This is a genomic window from Ralstonia pickettii, assembly GCF_030582395.1.
Lineage (GTDB): Bacteria > Pseudomonadota > Gammaproteobacteria > Burkholderiales > Burkholderiaceae > Ralstonia > Ralstonia pickettii_D.
This window is the reverse complement of the sequence record NZ_CP104381.1, coordinates 1,341,514-1,361,445: the sequence shown is the minus strand read 5'-3', so window position 1 is coordinate 1,361,445 and position 19,932 is coordinate 1,341,514. Positions and strand designations below refer to the sequence as shown.

General features: G+C 63.0%; 18 protein-coding genes and 1 tRNA gene. 9 read left to right on the top strand and 10 right to left on the bottom strand.

Annotation, left to right across the window (positions count from 1 at the left end):
- Positions 1–26 precede the first annotated feature (26 nt).
- Positions 27–803 (bottom strand): ferredoxin--NADP reductase, encoded by a 777-nt coding sequence (locus N5B55_RS06575; RefSeq protein ID WP_027677555.1) that lies wholly within the window; start codon positions 801–803, stop codon positions 27–29.
- 253 nt (positions 804–1,056) lie between these two features.
- Between N5B55_RS06575 and lexA the strand changes: the two genes are divergently transcribed.
- Entirely contained in the window at positions 1,057–1,707 is a 651-nt protein-coding gene (gene lexA / locus N5B55_RS06570) for a transcriptional repressor LexA (RefSeq protein WP_304539543.1), read from the top strand.
- Positions 1,708–1,824: 117 nt separating this feature from the next.
- Positions 1,825–2,010, top strand: coding sequence for a hypothetical protein (locus N5B55_RS06565; protein WP_009238330.1), 186 nt, complete (start codon positions 1,825–1,827; stop codon positions 2,008–2,010).
- Positions 2,011–2,351: 341 nt separating this feature from the next.
- On the opposite strand, the gene N5B55_RS06560 is transcribed toward N5B55_RS06565, so the two are convergent.
- Together N5B55_RS06560 and N5B55_RS06555 are read right to left on the bottom strand one after the other, a co-directional pair.
- Complete coding sequence (locus N5B55_RS06560; protein ID WP_178959974.1) at positions 2,352–2,663, bottom strand: cupin domain-containing protein; 312 nt, start codon at positions 2,661–2,663, stop codon at positions 2,352–2,354.
- Between the two features lie 22 nt (positions 2,664–2,685).
- Positions 2,686–4,416: a dipeptidase gene (locus tag N5B55_RS06555; RefSeq protein WP_304539542.1), complete on the bottom strand. Its 1,731-nt coding sequence runs from the start codon at positions 4,414–4,416 to the stop codon at positions 2,686–2,688.
- 132 nt (positions 4,417–4,548) lie between these two features.
- Here N5B55_RS06555 and N5B55_RS06550 point away from each other — a divergent pair, with 132 nt between their 5' ends.
- On the top strand, positions 4,549–4,941 hold the full coding sequence (locus tag N5B55_RS06550; RefSeq protein WP_304539541.1) for a nuclear transport factor 2 family protein: 393 nt from the start codon (positions 4,549–4,551) through the stop codon (positions 4,939–4,941).
- Between the two features lie 55 nt (positions 4,942–4,996).
- On the opposite strand, the gene N5B55_RS06545 is transcribed toward N5B55_RS06550, so the two are convergent.
- From N5B55_RS06545 to N5B55_RS06535, 3 genes are all read right to left on the bottom strand, one after another.
- Positions 4,997–5,072: transfer RNA gene (locus tag N5B55_RS06545), tRNA-His, on the bottom strand.
- An 88-nt stretch (positions 5,073–5,160) separates the two neighbouring features.
- Positions 5,161–6,195: a tRNA dihydrouridine(20/20a) synthase DusA gene (gene dusA, locus N5B55_RS06540; RefSeq protein WP_304539540.1), complete on the bottom strand. Its 1,035-nt coding sequence runs from the start codon at positions 6,193–6,195 to the stop codon at positions 5,161–5,163.
- 43 nt (positions 6,196–6,238) lie between these two features.
- Positions 6,239–7,348 carry an enoyl-CoA hydratase/isomerase family protein gene (locus N5B55_RS06535; protein ID WP_304539539.1) on the bottom strand — a complete coding sequence of 370 codons (1,110 nt, stop codon included), beginning with the start codon at positions 7,346–7,348 and terminating at the stop codon, positions 6,239–6,241.
- A gap of 146 nt (positions 7,349–7,494) precedes the next feature.
- On the opposite strand from N5B55_RS06535, the gene N5B55_RS06530 reads away from it, so the two are divergent.
- Positions 7,495–8,400: a sterol desaturase family protein gene (locus tag N5B55_RS06530; RefSeq protein ID WP_304539538.1), complete on the top strand. Its 906-nt coding sequence runs from the start codon at positions 7,495–7,497 to the stop codon at positions 8,398–8,400.
- Here N5B55_RS06530 and N5B55_RS06525 read toward each other — a convergent pair.
- Positions 8,393–9,262 (bottom strand): LysR substrate-binding domain-containing protein, encoded by an 870-nt coding sequence (locus N5B55_RS06525; RefSeq protein WP_304539537.1) that lies wholly within the window; start codon positions 9,260–9,262, stop codon positions 8,393–8,395. The two genes, N5B55_RS06530 and N5B55_RS06525, sit on opposite strands and share 8 nt — an antisense overlap.
- A 255-nt stretch (positions 9,263–9,517) precedes the next feature.
- On the opposite strand from N5B55_RS06525, the gene N5B55_RS06520 reads away from it, so the two are divergent.
- Positions 9,518–11,107: a rhodanese-like domain-containing protein gene (locus tag N5B55_RS06520; RefSeq protein ID WP_304539536.1), complete on the top strand. Its 1,590-nt coding sequence runs from the start codon at positions 9,518–9,520 to the stop codon at positions 11,105–11,107.
- Positions 11,108–11,420: 313 nt separating this feature from the next.
- On the opposite strand, the gene typA is transcribed toward N5B55_RS06520, so the two are convergent.
- The gene (gene typA / locus N5B55_RS06515) at positions 11,421–13,241 is read right to left on the bottom strand and encodes a translational GTPase TypA (RefSeq protein ID WP_027677570.1); all 1,821 of its coding nucleotides are present in this window, start codon (positions 13,239–13,241) and stop codon (positions 11,421–11,423) included.
- 250 nt (positions 13,242–13,491) lie between these two features.
- Here typA and N5B55_RS06510 point away from each other — a divergent pair, with 250 nt between their 5' ends.
- From N5B55_RS06510 to N5B55_RS06495, 4 genes are all read left to right on the top strand, one after another.
- Complete coding sequence (locus N5B55_RS06510; RefSeq protein ID WP_369812423.1) at positions 13,492–14,013, top strand: MarR family winged helix-turn-helix transcriptional regulator; 522 nt, start codon at positions 13,492–13,494, stop codon at positions 14,011–14,013.
- Between the two features lie 68 nt (positions 14,014–14,081).
- Positions 14,082–15,611, top strand: coding sequence for an AdeC/AdeK/OprM family multidrug efflux complex outer membrane factor (locus tag N5B55_RS06505; protein ID WP_304539535.1), 1,530 nt, complete (start codon positions 14,082–14,084; stop codon positions 15,609–15,611).
- Between the two features lie 61 nt (positions 15,612–15,672).
- A complete protein-coding gene (locus tag N5B55_RS06500; protein WP_304539534.1) occupies positions 15,673–16,962 on the top strand; it encodes an HlyD family secretion protein in 1,290 nt (429 codons plus the stop codon).
- A gap of 3 nt (positions 16,963–16,965) precedes the next feature.
- Positions 16,966–18,522 (top strand): DHA2 family efflux MFS transporter permease subunit, encoded by a 1,557-nt coding sequence (locus tag N5B55_RS06495; RefSeq protein ID WP_304539533.1) that lies wholly within the window; start codon positions 16,966–16,968, stop codon positions 18,520–18,522.
- Positions 18,523–18,586: 64 nt separating this feature from the next.
- Here the strand turns inward: N5B55_RS06495 and truB are convergent, their stop codons facing one another.
- Together truB and rbfA are read right to left on the bottom strand one after the other, a co-directional pair.
- The gene (truB, locus tag N5B55_RS06490; RefSeq protein WP_304539532.1) at positions 18,587–19,543 is read right to left on the bottom strand and encodes a tRNA pseudouridine(55) synthase TruB; all 957 of its coding nucleotides are present in this window, start codon (positions 19,541–19,543) and stop codon (positions 18,587–18,589) included.
- Positions 19,544–19,545: 2 nt separating this feature from the next.
- Positions 19,546–19,917 carry a 30S ribosome-binding factor RbfA gene (gene rbfA / locus N5B55_RS06485; protein WP_304539531.1) on the bottom strand — a complete coding sequence of 124 codons (372 nt, stop codon included), beginning with the start codon at positions 19,915–19,917 and terminating at the stop codon, positions 19,546–19,548.
- Positions 19,918–19,932: the final 15 nt, after the last annotated feature.

The following is a 19,932-nucleotide window of genomic DNA, read 5'->3' as shown; positions in this document are numbered from 1 at the left end:
GGCGCTTGCAGCAGAAGCCGTACCGATTATTTCTCGACGAAGGCCCGCTCGATCACGTAGTCGCCCGCTTCGCCCATACGCGGCGAGATCTTGAAACCGCGGGCGTCGAGCAGCTTGCAGGTGTCTTCCAGCATGGCCGGGCTGCCGCAGATCATGGCGCGGTCGACTGCTGGGTCCATCGGGGGCAGACCGATATCGGCAGACAGCTTGCCGCTGTCGACGAGGTCCGTCAGGCGGCCCATGTTGCGGAACGGCTCGCGCGTAACGGTGGGGTAGTAGATCAGCTTCTCGCGCACCTGATCACCGAAGAACTCGTTGTTGGGCAGCTCGCTGGTAATAAAGTCCGCATAGGCCAATTCGCTTACCTGGCGCACACCATGCAGCAGCACGACCTTCTCGAAGCGCTCGTAGGTATCGGGGTCCTGGATGATGCTCATGAACGGCGCGAGGCCCGTGCCGGTGCCGAACAGGTACAAGTTCTTGCCGGGCAGCAGGTCATCCAGCACGAGCGTGCCGACGGGCTTCTTGCTCACCAGCAGCTTGTCGCCCACCTTCAGATGCTGCAGTCGCGACGTCAGCGGACCGTTTTGCACCTTGATGCTGAAGAACTCAAGGTGCTCTTCGTAGTTCGGGCTCGCGATGCTATAGGCGCGCATCAGCGGCTTGCCTTCAACCTCCAGCCCGATCATGACGAAGTGGCCGTTATGGAAGCGCAGCGCCTGGTCGCGCGTGGTCTTGAAGCTGAACAGCGAGTCATTCCAGTGATGGACGCTCAGAACGGTCTCTTGATTGAAGGCGGACATGGTGACATTCGGGCCAACCCAATGAAGCTCAATCGGGCTATGTGGCGATGCAAAAATCGGTCAAGGTCTTGATTTTATGCGATTCGCCGCGGCTGCGCCTGCATGGATTGCGCATAAGCTTCTAACCAGTAGCGTAGGTTTTGACGCCGGTCAGAAGGACTGGGCGCCCGCGCAACACGTCACAACAAAATCGCTTGCGCTTCCTGCGTCACTGTATAAAATCACAGCACCTGTTCAAATATACAGTACGCCGATGGCCACCCTCACCCCCCGCCAGCAGCAGATTTATCACCTGATCCGCCAGACGATCCAGCGCACGGGCTTTCCGCCGACGCGCGCCGAGATTGCCGCGGAGTTTGGCTTCTCATCGCCCAATGCGGCCGAGGAACACCTCCGCGCGTTGGCACGCAAGGGCGTGATCGAACTGACCCCGGGCGCTTCGCGTGGCATTCGGCTGCGGGCGGCGGGCGACACGGCGCAGCATCAGTTCTCGCTTCCGTCGATGGGATTGATGCAATTGACGCTGCCGCTGGTGGGCCGCGTGGCCGCCGGCAGTCCGATTCTGGCTGCCGAGCACATTGATCGCCAGTATCAAGTGGATCCGTCGCTGTTCTCTGCGCAGCCCGATTTTCTGCTGAAGGTTCGCGGCATGAGCATGCGCGACGCCGGCATCCTGGATGGCGACCTCCTGGCCGTGCAGCGTGCCGCCGAAGCCACCAACGGCAAGATCGTCGTGGCCCGACTTGGCGATGACGTCACGGTCAAGCGCTTCCAGCGCAAGGGCCGCCATGTCGAACTGATTGCCGAGAATCCCGATTTCGAACCGATCCACGTTGATCTGGATCGTGATGAGTTTCACCTGGAGGGCTTGGCCGTCGGTCTGATCCGGCCTGCAGCTCCGTAAATCTTCGGCGCATCTCCGCGCCAAATCTTCGCTGTTTGATCCAACCTAGGTGAGCCATTGGCTTGCCAGGGCGGAGTCTTGCCACTCGCTTTTTCACCCGAACTCACGAGGTCTGCCATGCGACTCGGATCGATGTCTTCCCACCGCCGCCCGGTACAGCCGGTGCCCTTCCGCCAAACCCAGGGCGTGCGCATCTACCAGGGGGAGCAGCGCCGTACGATGGTCGGCAGCATGGCCGCCATCTGCCGCATGCTGGACGCGATCCCGGTGGCCTCGCGTACCGCTGGCGCCGAAAGCTGCTGAGGAAAAGAAAGACGCGCAAGGGCCGCAAACCGCGTCGGGGCGCCCGATCAGGGCATACCCCAATGCTGCCGCCGCAACTGATTTCATACACTTGCGGTGCCCTGAGGACAGGGCTTTCTTCAACTGATTTTCGGCCCGCCATTTGAGCGGGCTGTTTTTTCTGTCCGGAAGTAGCTGCAGCGACACATTCAACAGTGTTTCGCTAGCAAAACGGACGTTTACCCCGATGTTGTTTGGCGTACGTGACAGTAGTATTGCCAATGCCCTCAGGGGCAATGAGATCGCTGAATTCGAAGCCCGCAGATTGCGGGCTTTTTTTTCGCTGCAGCCGGCTGGAGCGGCTAAACGCTCCCCGCTTTCTCGACGACGAGAATCCTTGCCTCGCCGCGCGGGTGCGCCACATGTTCGCAGCCGACCCCGGCGAAGAAGATGTCGCCGGGCTCCAGCATCGCAATTTTCTCTTCACCGGCTTCGCGGTAATGCATGTCGACCGTGCCGTCGAGCACCACGAACACCTCCTCGCCGTCGTTGACGTGCCAGCGGTATGGCTGGTCTGTCCAGTGCAGGCGCGTGGTGATGCCGCCCATATTGGCAATATCAAGCGCGCCCCAGGCACGCCCGGCAGTGAACGATTTGGCGCGGATGATGTTCATGGCGATCGTGGGTCGGTGTGGGTTATTGCATCGACTGCAGATTGCCAATGCGCACAAGCATCTCGGTGAACATCTGCATATCGAGGTCGAGGTCCGGCACTTCCTTGTACTCGTTGGCGTTGTGCGCGGTGTACTTCTTGCCAGGCATCGCAGGGCCGAAATTAATGGCGTTTGGCATCAGCTTAGCCGTCGTGCTGCCGGCCGTCGGAACGGGCTTGGCATCGAGGCCCGTGGTGTCACCAAAAATGTTGAGCAGCGTCGACAGCCACGCGCCCTTCGGATCACGCGCCATCCAGTTGCCCTGATCGTGGTTGATCTCAAGGGCGACATGGTTGGCGTTGGCCCATGCGTTGATCTTGCCGGCGATCTCGCCGCGCAGCGCGTCGGGCGTTTTTCCGCGTGGCATGCGCACGTTGGCGGTCACTTCAACACGGCCATTCTTATCGCCGATCACCGTTGGAGAAATGGTGAGCGGGCCCATGAAGTCGTCCTTGTAGGCGACGCCCATGGTGTTGCCGAGGTAATCGGTGGCGTAAAGGTCGCTGAGGTAGCGCACGGCATGGGCGTAGGCATTGTCCGCCAGGCCGAGATCAGCTGCGCGCAGGAACAACGCCAGGCGCGGCAGCGGGTTGACGCCCTCTTCCGGACGCGAGCCGTGTGCAGACGTGCCGGTGACCTTCACGACGATGCTGTCAGCCGTGCGTGCGATGTCGATCGAGAACTTGCCCTGCGCAGCCAGGCTGTTCACAAACGCATCGCGCTTGGGTTCGAGCGCGGCGGCGGCCACGCCCAGATCTCCGCCCTTGAGCGTAGCCGTGGCCGTTTGTGGGATGGAGCTGGCCGACGCTGCGCCCGTCATCGAAACGATGGCCGTATGCGAAGTATCGGCAGCCTGCCCGGGGAAAAACACCTTGAGCGCACCCGAACCTTTCTCGGCAACCACGGCGGGATACTTGCTGTCGAGCACGATGTTGTACGCGGGCAATTGCGTGTGCTCACGGTAATACTTCATGCCGTCGCCACCGGTTTCTTCGGTGGTTTCGATCATCAGGCGGATTGTGCGGGCGAGCGGCACGCCGCTGTCCTTGACCGTTTTCATGGCGTACATCGCAGCGGCAATCGAGCCCTTGTCGTCAATCGTGCCGCGGCCGTACAGCAGATTGCCGACACGCGTGACCTTAAACGGATCGAGCTTGGTGCCGTCGCCGAGCACCCATTCTTCCGCCTTTGCGGGCACGACGTCGGCGTGGGTCAAGATGCCGAATTCGTCTGAGCCGGTGCCGGGCAGCGTGACTTCAAAGACGCGGTTATCGACGTTACGGTATTTCAGACCGAAGTCGCGCGCCATGCCTTCGACCAGCTTGCCAAACGCGACGATGGCGGGGTTCTCGTACTGGGGGATCTTGTCGTCGCGCACCGTCGGCAGCGCGACCATCTTCTCGATCGAGGCGATCACGGCCTGCTGGTTGTGCAGGCGGTTGTACAGGCCCAGCAGGCGCCCGATGTTGACGAGGTCATCGCCGGCGAGCGGGGCTTTCTTCTGATAAGCGGCGACACTGCCTGCAACTTGCGGATCGGCCTTCGCGGCTGCCACGAGAAAGCTGTTCAAGTCAGCCGATGCCTTGGATTGTTCGGCGGCGAGCAGCGCGTCGAGTTGCGGTTTCTGAAGCGTGGCGGCAAAGGCGCCGGCGCCGCAAGCCAGCGACAGTGCGATCGTTAGCGAAGACAGGCCAATACGGGCAGTGCGTTGCATCGAAGTGGATTCCGGGAAAGGCGAAGGCGCCATCATAGGGGCGAAGTGCAAGCTACGCATTGTGCAGCGCGAAAAACGTTAAACCCCGCCAGCTGCGCGGTATGCTTGGAGCTTTCCCAGGAGGCTTGCCGCATGGAACCGTCTCTGGACACCGCCCCCGGTCTACTGAACGTGCTGGACGAACTGCGCCGGCGCGAACCCATTTTTCATCGCCCGGAATTCGGCACGCGCCGCGAAGACTTCGAGCGTATGACCACGGAAGATTTCTGGGAAACGGGTGCCTCGGGTCAGCGCTACAGCCGTAGCTATGTGCTCGGTGTTCTCGATGCGCGCCACGGCCACATCGGCGAGGATTTTTGGCAAACGCGGGATTTCCGCTGCCAGGAGATTGCGCCGGATAACTACTTGCTGACCTACACTCTGGTGCAGACGAACCGGACGACGCGCCGGGCGACGTTGTGGCGACGGACGCCGGATGGCTGGAAGATTGTGTACCACCAAGGCACGGTGGTCGCAGACGCATAGACATTGCGCACAGACGCAAAAAAGCCCGCAAAAGCGGGCTTTTTTACTGAAACTTTGGGGTGACTGATGGGATTCGAACCCACGACAACCAGAATCACAATCTGGGACTCTACCAACTGAGCTACAGCCACCGTCGTACGAACAGCAAAACTGACAGCTGCTCGGCGAAAAACGAAATTATACAAACATTCTTCCGGCGTGCCTAGGGGGTCGTGCGATTTATGCTGCGACCGCCTCGTCGGCTGACCCCTCGCCGCGCCGCAGATGAGCCCGCGCCTCATCAAACAACGCATGCGCGTCTGCCAACGTCTTGACGCGGCCAAGTGCCTTGGAATCCGACAGCACACGCCGCCAGCCGCGCGCACCTGCTACGCCGCGATACAGCCCCAGCATGTGCCGCACCGCTGCCCCCGCATAGCCGCCGCGCTCTACCCAACGGCCGACGTAGGCGATCATCGCCTCTTCCACCGCGGCGCGCGTGGGGGCCTCCGTGCCTGCGCCGTAGTAGCGCGCATCGAATGCGGCCATCAGATGCGGATGGTGATACGCCTCGCGGCCGATCATGACGCCATCAACGTGTGCAAGATGCGCGTCGATCTGCTCCAGCGTCTGCACCCCGCCATTGAGCAGGATTTCCAGATGCGGGAAATCCCGCTTGAGCTGATAGACGACTTCGTACCGCAGCGGCGGAATCTCGCGGTTTTCCTTCGGGCTCAGGCCTTTGAGGATGGCGTTGCGCGCGTGGACGATGAATGTCCCGCAGCCGGCCTCGGCGATGGTGCCGACGAAATCCCGCACGAAATCATAGGTCTCGATGGCGTCGATGCCGATGCGGTGCTTGACCGTGACCGGAATCGACACCGCGTCGCGCATCGCCTTGACGCCCTGCGCGACGAGCTTCGGTTCGGCCATCAGGCACGCGCCGAACGCGCCTCGCTGCACGCGCTCCGACGGGCAACCGCAGTTGAGGTTGATTTCCTTGTAGCCCCATTGCTGGCCGAGGCGCGCAGCCTGGGCCAGGTCGTCAGGTTCGCTGCCCCCAAGCTGCAACGCCACGGGGTGCTCGACTTCGTCGAAATCGAGGTGACGCGGCACGTCGCCGTGCAACAGCGCGCCGGTGGTCACCATTTCCGTGTAGAGCCACGTGTGGCGCGAGATCTGGCGATGGAAGAACCGGCAATGTCGGTCAGTCCAATCCATCATGGGCGCCACCGACAAGCGGCGGGGGTTCGGCGTGGGGCGTTCAGCGGTCACAGCAAGTCAACGATTCAAAATCCAGGCGCGCAGTTTACCGGTTCTAGTCCGACAGCCCCAGCAGCGGATGCTGCTCACGGCGCCACGGCGAGACAAAGAAGGCGGCCACTTCGTCGTCACGCACGGCGTCGATGCTGGCGTGCTTCCACTTGGGCGTGTGGTCCTTGTCGACCGCGAGTGCGCGAATGCCTTCGATACCGTCGCCTTCGGCAAACACGTGCGTCATCATGTCGAGTTCGCGGCGCAGCTCATCGGCCAGCGTGGTATGGCGGCCCCGGCGGATCAGCTCCAGCGTCACCGCCATCATCAACGGCGAGCGCTTGGCCATGTGCGCGGCGGTCTGCGCGGCCCATTCGGCATCCGTGCTGCCGGCCAGATCCGCGAAGATGCCTTGCACGCTGCTCTGGCTGAAGCAGGCATCGATGGCCTCGCGGTGCGGGGCGATGATCGCCTTGGCATCATCCGGCGCCGATGCGGCTTCGGTAAAGCAGGCGGTAATCTGGTCGGCGCTGCCCCAGGTGCCGTCGCGCAGGAGCTGAACGATGGCCGCCAGCGCCTGCGTGGTGACGTGGCAATCGGCAAGGCCGACCGACAGCGCGTCAGCCGCTTCGATCATCTGCCCGGTCACCCCCAGGTATTCGCCCACATGGCCCGGCACGCGAGCCAGGAACCAGCCGCCGCCAACGTCCGGGAACAGGCCGATGTTGGTTTCGGGCATGGCCATCTTCGTGCGCTCGGTCACCACGCGCAGCGACGCGCCTTGCGAGATGCCCATGCCACCACCCATGACGACGCCGTCCATCAGCGCGATGTAGGGCTTGGCATAGCTGAAGATGAGGTGGTTGAGGCGGTATTCCTCGGTGAAGAAGGTGATGAGTTGCGGGTCGCCGGCCGTGGCCGCGCGGTGGAAGAAACGGATGTCGCCGCCGGCACACAGGGCCTTGCCGCCTTCACCACGCAGGATGACGGCGTGGACTTCCGGATCGTGCTGCCACGCCAGCAGCGCATGCGACATCGCGCGGATCATCTCCAGCGACAGCGCGTTCAGCGCCTGCGGCCGGTTCAGCGTCAGCCAGCCGATGCCGCCGCGTACTTCGGCGATCACGTTGGGTTGGACTTCAGCCTGAGGCGCGATGGAAACGGTGGATTGCATGTCTCGGATGTTGTTGTGGGAATAACGGCTCGCACTGTACACGACAGCGTATTGAAGCGAGGAATGGCTCTAGCCTGCCCCCTTTCGCAGCGCGGGTGTTGGGCGTATACCTGCCGGTTGGAGACGACACACATCACAACAATCCAATGACCCCTGCCAACGCCGCCCCGGGCGCGTCGAGTTTCGACCCCGGCCTGATCCTGCTGGCCTTTGCGCCGGTTTTCCTCCTGACCATCGGCGCCGAGGCATGGTACTGGCGCAAGCGCGACCCGTCCGTCTACAGCTTCAAAGACACCGTTTCAAACGCCTGCCTCGCGCTCATGCACCAGGCGTCGGATGCATTATTCCTGTGGCTGATGATCAAGACGGTGTACGCATGGACGTACAGCCACGGCCTGCGCGCGGTGCCCGAGACGTGGTGGTCATTCGTCCTGCTCCTGCTGTTGCAGGACTTTCTGTATTACTTCTTCCACCGCGCCAGCCATCGCGTGCGCTGGATGTGGGCCTCGCACGTGACGCACCACTCGTCGGAAGGCATGAACTTTTCGACGGCGTTCCGCCAGAGCCTGACCTATCCGGTTTCCGGCATGTGGCTGTTCTGGATTCCGCTTGCATGGATCGGCTTTACGCCGGACTGGGTGATCCTTGCCGTGGGCCTGAACCTGGCATTCCAGTTCTTTGTGCATACGCGGCTGGGGGCGCTGGATTCGCGCTACGCCGGATTCTGGCGCTGGCTGGGCCAGTACGTGAATACGCCGTCGGTGCATCGCGTGCACCACGCCAAGAACCCGCAGTACATCGACCGCAACTACGCCGGCGTGCTGACCATTTGGGATCGCATGTTCGGCAGTTTCGTGCCGGAGGAGGACGCCCCCGTTTTCGGCATCACGCGGCAGGTTCACACGCACAACCCGATCACCCTTACCTTCCACGAATGGCGCGACATGTGGGCTGATGTGTTCCGCGATCGGGACATTCGCTATCTGTGGAAACCGCCCGAGTGGCGCAGCCCGCGCGCGGCGGTCACGGCCGAGGCGATGCCGCTCACATGAAGGGCGGCCCGAACCGGGTGGCGATGCGATCGGTGGAATCGAACAGATCGCGCAGGACGGGGCTGGTGCACGTCGGCTGCACGTACAGGTAAAACGCCACCTCCGGCAGGCGCGGCAGGCCATCGGCTTCAGTCAGCACACGCATGTTGGCATCGAGCAACTCGGTCGTGCGCGCCGTCACGCCAAGCCCCGCGCTGATCGCAGCCTTGATGCCCGTCAGCGTGGGCGACAGGTAACTCGTGCGCCACGGAATGTGGTGCGCGTCCAGGCATTCGATCGACAACTGGCGGAACAGACTCAACTCGTCGGCCATGACCAGTGGCACTGGCGCGGCGGGATTGAAGATGAAATCTTCCGCGCAGATCCAAACCATCGGCGACGTGCGCAGCTTGATGCCGGGAAACGCATCGTCATAGCGGGTGGAGATCGCCAGATCGAGCGTTTTATCGCGCAACGCGTCCATCAGGAACGGGCTGCGGCCAACGTTGATTTCCATCTGCAATTCCGGCGACAGCTTAGACAAGCGCCGCAGCAGATTGGGCAGGATCGAATCGGCCACATCGTGCGGTGAACCGATGCGGATTTTCTCGATCAGGCCACCGGTCTGGATCACCTGCACGGCCTGGTCGTTCAGCGCCAGGATCTTGTGCGCATAGGCGACGAGCCGCACGCCGTCGGGCGTCATCGTCTTGTGGCGGCCGCGTTTTTCGAACAGCGCGCAGCCCATTTCCTCCTCCAGCCGCTGCATTTGCTGCGTAACCGCCGCCTGCGTGCGTCCCACTCGCGCCGCTGCCGCGGCAAATGTTTCGTACTGTGCGATCGCCACGAAGGTGCGCAGCAGATCGATGTCCAGATTTCGCATCCTGATCCCGATACTTCAGATTTTCTAATCGATTTCCGCTAAAAATTAAATTGTGCGGCCCAATTCTGGCCGATAACCTGCCCGATACACAAATAACACTGAACAAACACTACGTTCGGGCAGACACCGAGCCGCAGGGAAATCGCAGTCCGACACTGAATCGGTTTCAGGCGCAACCCGCATCGCGTTGCCTGCAATTTGCGCTGCTTGCGCGGAGGGGCGTCGCTAACCCCTTTTGATTCGTTTCCCATCGAGATGACATCGTTCGTTACCGCCCAGACCCTGAAAGCGTGGCTGCACGACGGCGCAGAGATCGCGCTGTTCGACGTGCGCGAGCACGGCCAGTACGGCGAAGCCCACCTCTTCTACGCCGTCCCGCTGCCGTACAGCAGACTTGAGATCGACGCCCCGCGCCTTGCGCCACGCGGCGCGGTTCGCATGGTCGTTTATGACGACGACGATGGCGTTGCCGATCGCGCGGCCGATCGCCTGAACGCCATCGGCTACACCAACGTGCACGTACTGCAAGGCGGCGCACAAGCCTGGGCGCAGGCAGGCTTTACGCTGTTTGCCGGCGTTAACGTGCCGTCCAAAACTTTCGGAGAACTCGTGGAGAGGGCGTACCACACGCCGCGCGTCACCGCACGCGAACTAGCGGCCATGCGCGAACGAGGCGACAACGTCGTCGTCGTCGACGGCCGCCCCGTCAGCGAATATCTGAAGATGACGATCCCGTCGTCGATCTGCTGCCCGAACGGCGAACTGGGGCTGCGCATCCGCGAGCTTGTCCCCGATGCAAGCACGCCGATTGTCGTCAACTGCGCGGGCCGCACGCGCAGCATCATCGGTGCGCAGACGCTGATCAACCTCGGCATCCCGAACCCCGTGATGGCGCTGGAGAACGGCACGCAAGGCTGGTATCTGGAAGACCTTCCACTGGAACACGGCAGCACGCGACGCTATCCCGATGTCGTCGCGCCCGCTACCGTCAAGGACATGCGCGAGGCCAGCCAGCAACTTGCCGTGCGCTTTGCCGTGCCCGACGTGGATGCGGCAACGCTCGCGCGCTGGGTTGCACAAGACGAACACAGCCTCTTCCTGTGCGATGTCCGCACACCTGAGGAATTCGCCTCTGGCAGCCTACAAGGCGCCCAGCATGCGCCGGGCGGCCAGTTGATCCAGGCAACTGATCAGTACGTCGGCGTGCGCAACGCGCGCGTCGTGCTGTTCGATGCCGACGGCGTCCGCGCGCCCATCGTTGCCAGCTGGCTGCGGCAACTCGGTCACGATGCCTATGTGCTGCGCGACGGCCTAGACAGCCATGCGAGCCTGCCGGTGACCCCAACAGCGTCGCCGCAACCGTTGCCCGAGTTCAGCGCACAAGCACTCGCCACTGCGCTCGCGGCCGGCACCGCACATGTGATCGACCTGCGCCCCAGCATGAGCTTTCGCCGCGCCCACGTGCCCGGTGCCACATGGGCCATTCGTCCACGCTTGCCAGCCCTGGCCCCGGACCGCGATACCGTGCTGATCGCCGACGACCCGCGCATCGCGGCACTCGCAGCGGCAGATTGGAGCGCCAGTGCACCTCAGGCAGCATCGCGACTAAACTTGCTCGCGGGCGGCATTGCCGCGTGGACTGCTGCCGGCTACGCCACCGAAGGTTCCGAGAACGTCCCGCCCGACACCGCTTGCATCGACTATCTCTTCTTCGTGCATGATCGGCATGACGGCAATAAAGCTGCGGCAAAGCAATATCTGGCCTGGGAAACCGGCCTGCTCGCCCAGCTCGACGCGCAGGAACTTGGCGCTTTTCGCGTGGGCGCCGCTGCCGCGCAGCCGTGACGCCCCACCCCTGAGACCCACGCACCATGCCGCCGCCGAACGCTTCGTCGATGCGCTGACGCCGTTCGGCATCGGGCGGGTATGAAAGCCTGGCAACGGTCAGCAATGTGGCGGGCACGCCTACTAGCGCGGATTGGTCTGCAGCTTGCCCCGCCCGATCGTGCGCCTGCACATTGGATTGGAATATGCGCAAGAGCCGATCGAAGATCCGGCACGAGCCTTCACGCGCATTCGGGCATAACGCCAGCGTTATCGCCGAGCAAAAAAAAACGCCCCGGAATCTCGGGGCGTTTTTCTGGCAGATCGATGTCGATCAGACCGCCTCTTCGCGCGATGCGCGCTTGCGCTCGTGCTCCTTCAGGTGACGCTTGCGCAGGCGGATGCTCTTCGGCGTGACTTCCACCAGCTCGTCGTCGGCGATGAATTCCACCGCGTATTCCAGCGACATCTGAATCGGCGGGACCAGGCGCACGGCTTCGTCGGTACCCGACGCACGCACGTTGGTCAGCTGCTTGCCCTTGATCGGGTTGACGACCAGATCGTTGTCGCGGCTGTGAATGCCAATGATCATGCCTTCGTACAGCGCGTCGCCCGGCGACACGAACATGCGGCCGCGGTCCTGCAGCTTCCACAGTGCGTAGGCCACGGCAGCGCCGTCGTCCTGCGAGATCAGCACACCGTTGTGGCGCTCGCCCAGGTCGCCTTCCTTGACCGGCGAATAATCGTCGAAAATGTGGCTGATCAGCCCGGTGCCGCGCGTCAGCGTCAGGAATTCACCCTGGAAGCCGATCAGGCCGCGGGCCGGAATGCGGTATTCCAGACGCGTGCGGCCCTTGCCGTCCGACGCCATGTCGAGCAGTTCGCCCTTGCGGCGGCCAAGTTCTTCCATCACGCCGCCCTGGTGGCTGTCTTCCACGTCCACGGTCAGGCGCTCGAACGGCTCGCACTTCACGCCGTCGATTTCCTTGAACACCACGCGCGGGCGCGACACGGCCAGCTCATAGCCTTCACGACGCATGTTTTCCACCAGAATCGTCAGGTGCAGTTCGCCACGGCCCGACACTTCGAAAACCGTGTCGTCGCCGGTGTCCTTCACGCGCAGTGCCACGTTCGACTTCAGCTCACGGTCCAGACGGTCGCGCAGCTGGCGGCTCGTCACGAACTTGCCTTCGCGGCCCGCCAGCGGCGAGGTGTTGACGCAGAAGTTCATCGTCAGCGTCGGCTCGTCCACCTTCAGCATGGGCAGCGCGTCCTGGGCGTCCGGCGCACACACCGTGCAGCCGATACCCAGCTCTTCAATACCGTTGATCAGCACGATGTCGCCGGCTTCCGCTTCCTGCACCAGCTCGCGCTCCAGACCGCGGAACTTCAGCACTTGGTTGATGCGGCCCTTGATCGGCGCGCCTTCCGGGCCGAACTTGACCACCACGTCCTGCAGCGGACGCACGCGGCCACGCGTGATGCGGCCCACACCGATCTTGCCGACGTAGCTCGAGTAGTCCAGCGAGATGATCTGCAGCTGGAGGGGGCCGTTCGGGTCGTCGTCACGCTGCGGCACCTTTTCGAGAATGGTCTCGAACAGCGGCTTCATGTCGCCGCTGCGCACATCGTCGGTCAAGCCGGCGTAGCCGTTCAGGCCCGAGGCGTACACGATCGGAAAGTCGAGCTGCTCGTCAGTGGCGCCCAGCTTGTCGAACAGTTCGAAGGTCTCGTTGATCACCCAGTCCGGACGTGCGCCCGGACGGTCCACCTTGTTGACCACGACGATCGGCTTCAGGCCCAGGGCCAACGCCTTACGCGTCACAAAGCGCGTCTGCGGCATCGGACCTTCTTGGGCATCCACCAGCAGCAGCACGCCGTCGACCATCGACAGCACACGCTCCACCTCACCGCCGAAGTCCGCGTGCCCCGGCGTGTCGACGATGTTGATGTGCGTGCCGTTGTATTCGACCGCGCAGTTCTTGGCCAGGATCGTGATGCCGCGCTCTTTTTCAATGTCGTTCGAATCCATCACGCGCTCGGCGATCTGCTCGTTCTCGCGGAACGTGCCGGCTTGGCGGAGGAGCTGGTCGACCAGGGTGGTTTTGCCGTGGTCAACGTGGGCGATGATGGCGATGTTGCGAAGCGCGCGCATGGAATGTGAACTCGAAAAGACGTGACACGAGCCCGGGACAGCGCCCAAATTCAGCTCGCGGAATAACCTGACATTCTAGCATGCTGCGATGCGCAAGAGATGACACTCCCTGACTAAACCAGGAAGCAATGCCGCACGAGCGCTTTCCAGGTCACTCATTATTTCTGAAACTGGAATCACACATTCAGTACCTTGCCGTTTGCTGCGCCAATTCGTATATTTGTCCGGACAATGATTGTGCATACATAAGATGTCCGAACAGACAAGACCCGCCACCGAAGTTGCCGCAGCCGGAACGCTCTTCCGGGTGGAGGACTACCGCATGTGCGAAAGCGTTGGCTACCTCGTGGGGCGCACCAAAACCGCCCTGTCCATGGCCATCGAGCAGGAAGTTGCCGCGATGGACGTCACGCACTCGCAGGCCAGTTGCCTGGTACTCCTTGCCAACGGCCGTTGTCAGACAGCCACCGATCTCGGCCGCGAACTGAATACAGACATCGGTTCGCTGACCCGCATGCTCAGTCGCATGGAAAAGCGCGGCCTGATCGAGCGTGTGCGCAGCGAGTCCGACCGCCGCGTCGTGCATCTGGAAGTGACCGAAGCCGGCCGCGACTTGGCTGACCGCATGCCAGCCATCTACACCCACGTGCTGAACCGTTTTTTTGCCGGCTTTACACCCAGTGACGTCGATACGCTGCGCGAGCTTCTCAAGCGCATTCTCAGCAACGGCGCCGCTACGGACGTTCATCGCGCGCGCCCTGCCGGTCACTGACGCGCGCTCACCGATATTGCACCGGCCGCACCGAACGCCCTCCTCGATCGCTTGATACAACAAATAACATGAACGCCTTGAACTCCGCCCCTCAGGCACTTTCGCCCCAAAGCCGCGCAGGCAGCACGCGCGCGCAATGGCCGGCGCGCCTGGGCATGGCGCTTTCCGCCGCGACGCTGGCCGTGCTGGCCGGTTGCGCCAACCTCGGCAATTCGCACAGCACGCAGACACTGACAACGCCCGGGCAACTGGCGAGCACGCAATCGTTGCCCTCGCAAGGCGGCCAATGGCCGTCACTGAACTGGGTCGACCAGTTCAACGATCCGCAACTGCGTGCGCTGGTAGACGAGGCGATCAAGGACAACCCGAACCTGCAGGTCGCATTTGCTCGCGTGCGTGCTTCGCGTGCGATGGCCGATGTGGTGCGCGGGAATCTGTATCCGAGCGTCGGTCTCGATGCCGACATGACACGCCAGCGCCTGTCGGAATACGACATGTTTGAAGGTACGCCACTGGCCGGCCGCTGGTTCACGGAATCGAAGATCCAACTTGGCGTGAGCTATGACCTCGATTTTTGGGGCAAGAATCGCTCCGCGCTGGAAGCCGCCTTGTCCGACGACAAGGCCATGGAAGCGGAAAGCCAGGCTTCGCGATTGATGCTGTCGACCACGGTGGCACGCACCTACGCCAAGCTGGCCGCGCTTTATGCGCAGCGCGACGTGGCCGAACGTGCGATCGTGCAACGCAAGGATCTGACCAGCCTTGCCGGCCAACGCCTGCGTGCCGGCCTGGATACGCAAGTCGAAACCACGCAAGCGCGCGCCAACGTGGCCGCCGCGCAAACGGAACTTGAGCAGGTCGACGAGCAGATCACGCTGGCACGCAACCAGCTCGCCGCGCTGCTGGGCAAGGGCCCGGACCGCGGTTTGGCGATTGCACGCCCGACGCTGCTTGCACAAGCCACGCCCAAGCTGCCGAACAACCTCACCATCGATTTGATCGGCCGCCGCCCGGACCTCGTGGCCGCGCGCTGGCGCGTGGAAGCCGCGTCGAAGGACATCGACGTGGCCAAGGCGCAGTTCTTGCCGGACATCAGCCTGACTGCATTCCTGGGGCTGGCTTCGATTGCGCCGGAAAACCTGCTGCTGGGCGCATCGCGTCAGCTCGGTATCGGCCCGGCGCTCAAGCTGCCGATCTTCCAGGGAGGCAAGCTGCGCGCCAATCTGCGCGGCAAGTACGCCAACTATGACGCTGCTGTCGCCAGCTACAACCAGACGCTAACGGAAGCGCTGCACGACACCGCTGACCAGATCACCGCGTTGCATAGCATCGATGCTCAGATCGCGATCCAACGTACTGCCCTGAGCGAGGCCGAGCGCGCATACAGCTTGGCCCGCACGCGCTATAGCGCTGGCCTCGGCACCCAACTGGTCGTGCTGAACGCCGAAACAACCGTGCTGCAACAACGCAAGCTCGCGACCGACCTGCAGGCGCGCCGCCTGGACGCGCAAATGGCTCTCATCAAAGCCCTCGGCGGCGGTTACACGGCCGAAGCGCTCCCAGGGGCCAAGCCCGAGGCCGCTGCATCGCAGGGCTGATCTGCACCGAATTGAACTGAACTGAACCGACCGTTCCAACGCATTCTTCCGAGCCAACATCATGAGTGACAACAAGCCCCAAGCCGCACCGTCCGCTGCTCCCGCACCCGCAGCCCCCGCGGCAACGCCCCCCGGCAACGGCAATGCCAACGGAAAGCGCAAACGCATGCTGACAACGCTGGCCGCCGCACTGGTGGTTGCCGGCGTCGGCTACGGACTCTACTGGGGCCTGTACGGCCGCTGGTTCGAGTCCACCGACGACGCATACGTGCAAGGCAACGTGGTCCAGGTGACGCCGCAGGTGGCGGGCACCGTGATCGCCATTCGCGCCGATGACACGCAGCTTGTGACCTCCGGCCAGCCCGTGATCGAACTGGACCGTGCCGATGCTCGCGTCGCACTCGAGCAGGCCGAAGCCGCGCTAGCGCAGACGGTGCGCCAGGTACGCACGCTCTATTCGAACACCAGCGCCTACACCGCCACGCTCGCCATGCGTGAGAGCGATCTCGCCAAGGCCAAGGATGATTTGGCGCGCCGCAAGCAGATCGCCGGTACGGGCGCCGTGTCGCAGGAAGAAATCTCGCACGCACAAACCGCTGTGCAGGCTGCGCAGTCCGCACTGGAAGCCGCCAAGGAACAACTGCAGGGCAACCGCGTGCTGACCGAGCAGACCACGCTGGAGCGGCACCCGAACGTGTTGCAAGCCGCAGCGAAGGTCCGCGAGGCGTATCTCGCCTATGCGCGTACGAGCCTGCCCGCCTCTGTCACGGGCTATGTGGCCAAGCGTTCGGTGCAGGTCGGCCAGCGCGTCGCACCCGGCACGCCGCTGATGGCCATCGTGCCGCTGGACCAGCTCTGGGTGGACGCCAACTTCAAGGAAGTGCAGGTGCGCCACATGCGCTTGGGCCAACCCGTTGAACTGGTGGCTGACGTGTATGGCAGCAGCGTGACGTACCACGGCAAGGTGGTCGGCTTCTCGGCGGGGACGGGCTCGGCGTTTTCGCTCCTGCCGGCACAGAACGCCACCGGCAACTGGATCAAGGTGGTGCAACGCCTGCCGGTCCGCGTGTCGCTCGATCCGAAGGAGTTGAAGGACCATCCGCTGCGCGTGGGTCTGTCGATGGAAGCCAAGGTCGACATCCATGACGAAGGCGGCCAGAGCCTGGCGACCGCACCGGTTGCATCGCCGTTGCAAACCACCGTCTACGATCAGGCCGGCAAGGACGCCGATCAGGTCATCGCGAGCATCATCAGCGCCAACGCAGGTCGCGGCGGTGCAACGTCGCCGGCCGCTTCCAACGTGCCGGCCGTATCGGCTCCGCGCACTTCGCAACCCGCACCCAAGGTCTGACGCATGGCTACCGCCGCGCCCAAGCCGCTACCGCCACTGACCGGCGCCAAACTGGCGATCGGCACAGTTGCGCTGTCGCTGGCTACCTTCATGAACGTGCTGGATTCGTCCATCGCCAACGTGTCGATCCCGGCAATTTCGGGCGACCTCGGCGTGGCCCCGAACCAGGGCACGTGGGTCATCACCTCGTTTGCGGTGGCCAATGCCATCTCGGTGCCGCTTACGGGGTGGCTGACGCAGCGTTTTGGGCAGGTGCGCCTGTTCGTTACGTCCATCATCCTGTTCGTGCTGGCATCGTGGGCGTGCGGTCTGGCGCCCAACATGGGCACGTTGATCACCGCCCGGATCATCCAGGGCGCAGTCGCCGGCCCGATGATCCCGCTGTCGCAATCGCTGCTGCTGTCAACCTATCCGCCAGCCAAGAGTTCGATGGCGCTTGCGCTATGGGGTATGACGACGCTCGTTGCGCCGGTGATGGGGCCGATTCTGGGTGGCTGGATCTCGGACAACATGACCTGGCCGTGGATTTTCTACATCAACATCCCGGTGGGCATTCTGGCGGCGTATGCAACGTGGGTCATCTACAAGGACCGTGAATCGCAAACACGTTCACTGCCGATCGACAAGATCGGGCTGGCGTTGCTCGTCATCTGGGTGGGCTCCCTGCAACTGATGCTGGACCGCGGCAAAGAACTCGACTGGTTCAACTCGACTGAGATCATTGTGCTGACCGTCGTCGCCGTCGTGGGCTTTGCCTTCTTCCTGATCTGGGAGTTGACCGAAGACCACCCGGTAGTGGACCTGACGCTGTTCAAGGGCCGCAACTTCAGCGCCGGGGTGGTCGCCATCTCGGTGGCGTACGGGCTGTTCTTCGGCAACCTGGTGATCCTGCCGCTGTGGCTGCAGACCATCGTCGGCTACACCGCCACCGACGCTGGCCTGATTATGGCGCCGGTGGGCATCTTCGCCATCATCCTGTCGCCCGTCATCGGCAAGAACCTGCCGAAGATGGACGCGCGCTGGGTGGCCACAACGGCGTTTGTGACGTTCGCGCTGGTGTTCTGGATGCGCTCCCACTTCACGACTCAGATCGATACGTGGACACTGCTGATCCCAACGCTCATTCAGGGCGCCGCGATGGCGATGTTCTTCATTCCGCTCACGTCGATCATCCTGTCGGGTCTGGCGCCCGAGCGCATTCCGGCGGCATCGGGCCTGTCGAACTTCGTGCGGATCATGTTTGGCGGTATCGGTGCATCGATCTCGACCACGATCTGGGACAACCGCTCTGCCCTGCACCACGCCCAGCTGGTCGAGCATGCGAACGCGTACAACCCCGCCTACACGTCGTCGATCAACCAGTACACGCAGCTTGGCATGCCCAACTTGCAGGCCAACGGCGCGATCGAACGTGTGATCTCGCAGCAAGCCGCCATGTTGGGTGCCAACGATATCTTCTGGATTTCGGCGGTGCTGTTTATCGTGCTGATCGTCTTCATCTGGCTGACCAAACCGGCTAAGTCGGCGGGCGGTGCGGAAGCGGCAGCCGGGGCGCACTGAGCGGACATCCCGCAAACAGAAAGCCACGCAGCAACGCGTGGCTTTTTTGTTGCGCTCGATCGGCTTACAAATGCACGAGCCGCTCCGGCCGCAGGACGCCGCCTTGCCAAGCAGCCACCCCGAGCAGCGACGCTTTGGCATCCGACGTTATCGCGTCGCGCACGCCGTAGACGCGCACCTGATCTGCGTTCGGTAGGGGCAGTCGCAATGGCAAGCGCTGACCATGCAGGAAGCGACGGCTCTCCTCCGCATCCAGCTCCACGCGCGGCAGTGTCTGCAGCAGCGCATCGACCGGCGCCAGCAATTCGGTGCGCGCATCTTCAGCGGCAGCATCCAATGCGTCGAGCGTCACTGCACCATTCAGTGTCAGGTTGCCCACCTGCGTGCGACGCAGCGCAACCAGGTGCCCACCGCAGCCGAGCGCCTCCCCAATGTCCTCACCCAATGTGCGAATGTACGTTCCCTTGCTGCATGACACGCGCAAGGTGATCGTCGGCTCGATCGACGCAAGATCCGCCGCCAGCAAGTCAATCGCGTGAATCGTGACGCGACGTGCAGCGCGCTCCACGGTCTGACCCGCTCGCGCGTACTCGTAGAGGGGCTTGCCGTCCCTTTTCAGCGCAGAGTGCATCGGCGGCACCTGGTCGATCTCGCCGACAAAGCGCGCGATGGCCGCCTGGAGTTGCTCCGACGTGATCGATACCGGCCGCTCGCTCAGCACCTCGCCTTCCGCGTCTGCGGTACTCGTTTTGATACCAAGACGCACGACCGTTTCGTACGTCTTGTCCGCATCAAGCAAATCCTGCGAAAACTTGGTCGCCTCACCAAAGCACAGCGGCAGCAAGCCGGTAGCCAGCGGATCCAGCGTGCCGGTGTGCCCGGCCTTCTTCGCCCACAGCAGGCGCTTGGCGCGGATCAGCGCATCGTTGCTTGACCAGCCGATCGGCTTGTCCAGCAGCAGCACACCGTGCACATCACGACGCGGCGGCTTCTGTGGCCTGGGCGCATGTTGCTCGGCCATCTTCAGTCGTCTTTGGCGCGCGTGGCGTTGGCCTCATCGATCAGTCGCGACATCTCGATACCGTGCTCGACCGAACCGTCAAAGTGGAAATGCAATGTCGGCACCGTGTGGATGTGCAGACGCTTGAACAGCAGCGAATGCAGGTAGCCCGCCTTCTCGTTCAGAATGGCGCCGGCAACTTCCGGCTCTGCGCCCAGCACCGTGAAGTAGATCTTGGCGTGCGCATAGTCAGGCGTGAGCGTGACGGATTGCAGTGTCACCAGGCCCATCGCCGGGTTCTTGATTTCGCGCTGGATCAGTTCGGCCAGATCACGCTGGATCTGATCGGCGATGCGCACGTTGCGGCCAGCGGCCGATCCCGATTTCTTCGGCATAGTGTTCTTCCTCAC